The organism is Thermomonas sp., from assembly GCF_020850895.1.
Lineage (GTDB): Bacteria > Pseudomonadota > Gammaproteobacteria > Xanthomonadales > Xanthomonadaceae > Thermomonas.
Window position 1 is genome coordinate 1 of sequence record NZ_JADZDS010000049.1, and the last position, 2,883, is coordinate 2,883.

Consider the following 2,883-nt stretch of genomic DNA (forward strand, 5'->3'; position numbering starts at 1 on the left):
GGATGGTGCAGCGCGAATAGCGACCGATATCGGCATCCAGCGCCACGCAGCGGATCGGTGGCGCATGGGTTCCACGCATGCATAGCCGATGTGGATCCAGCTGCTCGGTCAGGGCGGAGGGCACTCCCCCCAGGGTGATTTCGTCCGATTCCATCCAGTGGAAGGCGACCCGGTACTGGGTGCAACAGGCGCCACAGGTCAGGCAGGGATGCATTGGCGTCGCGAACGATCAGGGTGGATGGTGGGGCAGGCTGACGATACCTGCGCTTGCAAGGGCTGCCCGGAAGGAACGCCCCCGAAGACACTGTGGTCGGGACTGCGGCAGGCCATAATGATGCCATGGACACTTGCAATATCGCCGCGGCATTGCCGCGCTTGGCCTGTGAAAGCCCGGATCGGATCGCGATCCGCTGCCCGGGACGCGGCGGCCACTACTCAGAGGCGCTGAGTTACGCGCAGCTCGACGCACGCAGCGATGCGATCGCGAAAGGCCTGCGTGCGCGGGGCGTGGAGCGCGGCAGCCGTTGCGTGGTGATGGTGCGGCCGACGCCGGAGTTTTTCCTGGCGATGTTTGCGCTGTTCAAGCTTGGTGCGGTGCCGGTGTTGATCGATCCGGGCATCGACAGGCGTGCGCTCAAGCAATGCCTGGCGCAGGCGCAGCCTTCCGCGTTCATCGGTATTCCGCGTGCGCTCTTGGCCAAGGCGGTGCTGGGCTGGGCGCCATCGGCGCGGCTGCGGATCAGCACCGGTGGCGCTGTGTTTCTGGCCGATGCCACGCTGGCCCAGATCGAGGCATCGGGTGCGGGAGCCGAGGCGCAGTTGGCCGCGACTGCACCGGACGACGAGGCAGCGATCCTGTTCACCAGCGGCAGCACCGGCGTGCCCAAGGGCGTGGTCTATCGGCATCGCCATTTCATCGCCCAGACCGAGATGCTACGCAATGCGTTCGGCATCGAAGCCGGCGGCGTGGATTTCCCCACCTTCCCGCCGTTTGCCCTGTTCGATCCGGCGTTGGGCCTGACCAGCATCATCCCGGACATGGACCCCACCCGACCGGCGCGGGCCAATCCGCGCAAGCTGCATGCGGCGATTGCGCGGTTCAAGGTCGACCAGCTGTTCGGATCTCCGGCGCTGATGCAGGTGCTGGCCGAATTCGGCGAGTCGATGCCAACCCTGCGCCGCGTCACCAGTGCCGGTGCGCCGGTACCACCAAGGATCGTGCAGCGGATGCTGGAACTGCTGCCGCCGGAGGCGACCTTCTGGACGCCCTATGGGGCGACCGAATGCCTACCGGTGGCGGTCATCGACGGCCGCGAGCTGCTGGAACTGCGCGTGCGCACCGAAGCCGGGGCCGGCACCTGCGTCGGACGACCTGTGGCAGGCAACACGGTGCGCATCATCGCCATCGATGACAACGCCATTGCCGAATGGGCCGACGGGCTGCTGCTGGCGCAGGGCGAGGTGGGCGAGATCACGGTGGCCGGGCCCACCGCAACCGATGCCTACTTCAACCGCGAGGACCAGACCGCGCTGGCCAAGATCCGTGAAATCCTGCCCGACGGCAGTCAGCGGATCGTGCACCGGATGGGCGACCTGGGCTGGTTCGATGCGGACGGAAGGCTGTGGTTCTGCGGACGCAAGTCGCAGCGGGTGGATGTGGATGCGCTGACCACGCTGTGCACCGAGCAGGTCGAGCCGGTGTTCAACACCCACCCGGCCCTGGTGCGCAGTGCACTGGTCGGGATCGGACCGCGCGGCGCCCAGACCGCGGTGTTGTGCTTCGAGCTCAAGTCTGGCAGTGGCGTCGATCCGAAGGAAGTGGCTGACGAATTGCGCCACATCGCCGACGGGTTCGTGCACACCGCCAAGATCGATGGCTTCCTTCACTACCCGAAGCCGTTCCCGGTGGACATTCGCCACAACGCCAAGATCGGTCGCGAGCTGCTGGCGGCGTGGGCGGCTCGGCGAACGCCCATGCCGGGTGGCTGAGGACGCGGATGCAATGAAGGTCCTGGTCACCGGCGGCGGCGGATTTCTCGGACAGGCTTTGTGCCGGATGCTGCACGCCCACGGGCACGCGGTGGCGAGCGTCAGCCGCAGTCGCCACGCGGCACTGGATGCGATCGACGTGCCGCAGATGCAGGCCGACCTCGCCGACCCCGCTGCAACGCTGCGTGCGTTCGATGGCGGTTTCGACGCGGTGTTGCATAACGCCGCCAAGGCCGGCGTGTGGGGGCGTTATGAGGAGTTCCATGCCGCCAATGTCATCGGCACCGAAAACGTGCTGGCGGCGAGCCGCGCGCACGGCATTCCGAAACTGGTCTACACCTCGACCCCCAGCGTCACCCACCGTGCTACCCGGCCGGTCGAGGGGGCAGGTGCCGCCGAGGTGCCGTATGGCGAGCCGTTCAAGTCCCACTACGCAACGACCAAGGCAATCGCCGAACGCGCGGTATTGGCCGCAAATACCGACGTGCTTGCCACCGTCGCCCTGCGCCCGCGCCTGATCTGGGGGCCGGGTGACACCCAGATCTTGCCGCGACTGGTGGCGCGTGCACGCAGCGGGCGGGTGCGGCTGGTCGGCACTGGCGACAATCGCGTCGACACCACCTTCATCGACAATGCCGCGCAGGCCCACGTCGATGCGCTGGAGCACCTGCATGCCCGTGCCGCATGCGCGGGCAAGGCCTACTTCATCAGCAATGGCGAGCCGTGGCCGCTGCGCGACGTGCTCAACGCCTTGCTGCGCGCCGCCGACGCACCCGAGGTGCGCAAGTCCATCCCGTTTGGGCTGGCTTACGCAATCGGGGCGGCTTGCGAAGCCCTGTGGACACTGCTCCCGTTGCGCGATGATCCGCCGTTGACGCGCTTCCTGGCCGAGCA

Annotated in this window: 2 protein-coding genes and 1 pseudogene; 2 read left to right on the forward strand and 1 reads right to left on the reverse strand. The window is 67.3% G+C overall.

Going from position 1 to position 2,883, the window contains the following annotated elements; translation table 11 throughout:
- Positions 1–214, reverse strand: a pseudogene (locus tag IT472_RS04640) (YkgJ family cysteine cluster protein); the annotation flags it as partial.
- Between the two features lie 125 nt (positions 215–339).
- Between IT472_RS04640 and oleC the strand changes: the two are divergent.
- Entirely contained in the window at positions 340–1,989 is a 1,650-nt protein-coding gene (gene oleC, locus IT472_RS04645; RefSeq protein WP_297179085.1) for an olefin beta-lactone synthetase, read from the forward strand.
- A gap of 13 nt (positions 1,990–2,002) precedes the next feature.
- Positions 2,003–2,883, forward strand: an 881-nt coding sequence (locus tag IT472_RS04650) for an NAD-dependent epimerase/dehydratase family protein (RefSeq protein WP_297179087.1), incomplete at its 3' end; no start/stop codon positions are given.

Excerpts from the sequence above, each read along its gene's own strand:
- oleC (WP_297179085.1), top strand. The coding sequence starts at position 340 with ATGGACACTTGCAATATCGCCGCGGCATTGCCGCGCTTGGCCTGTGAA.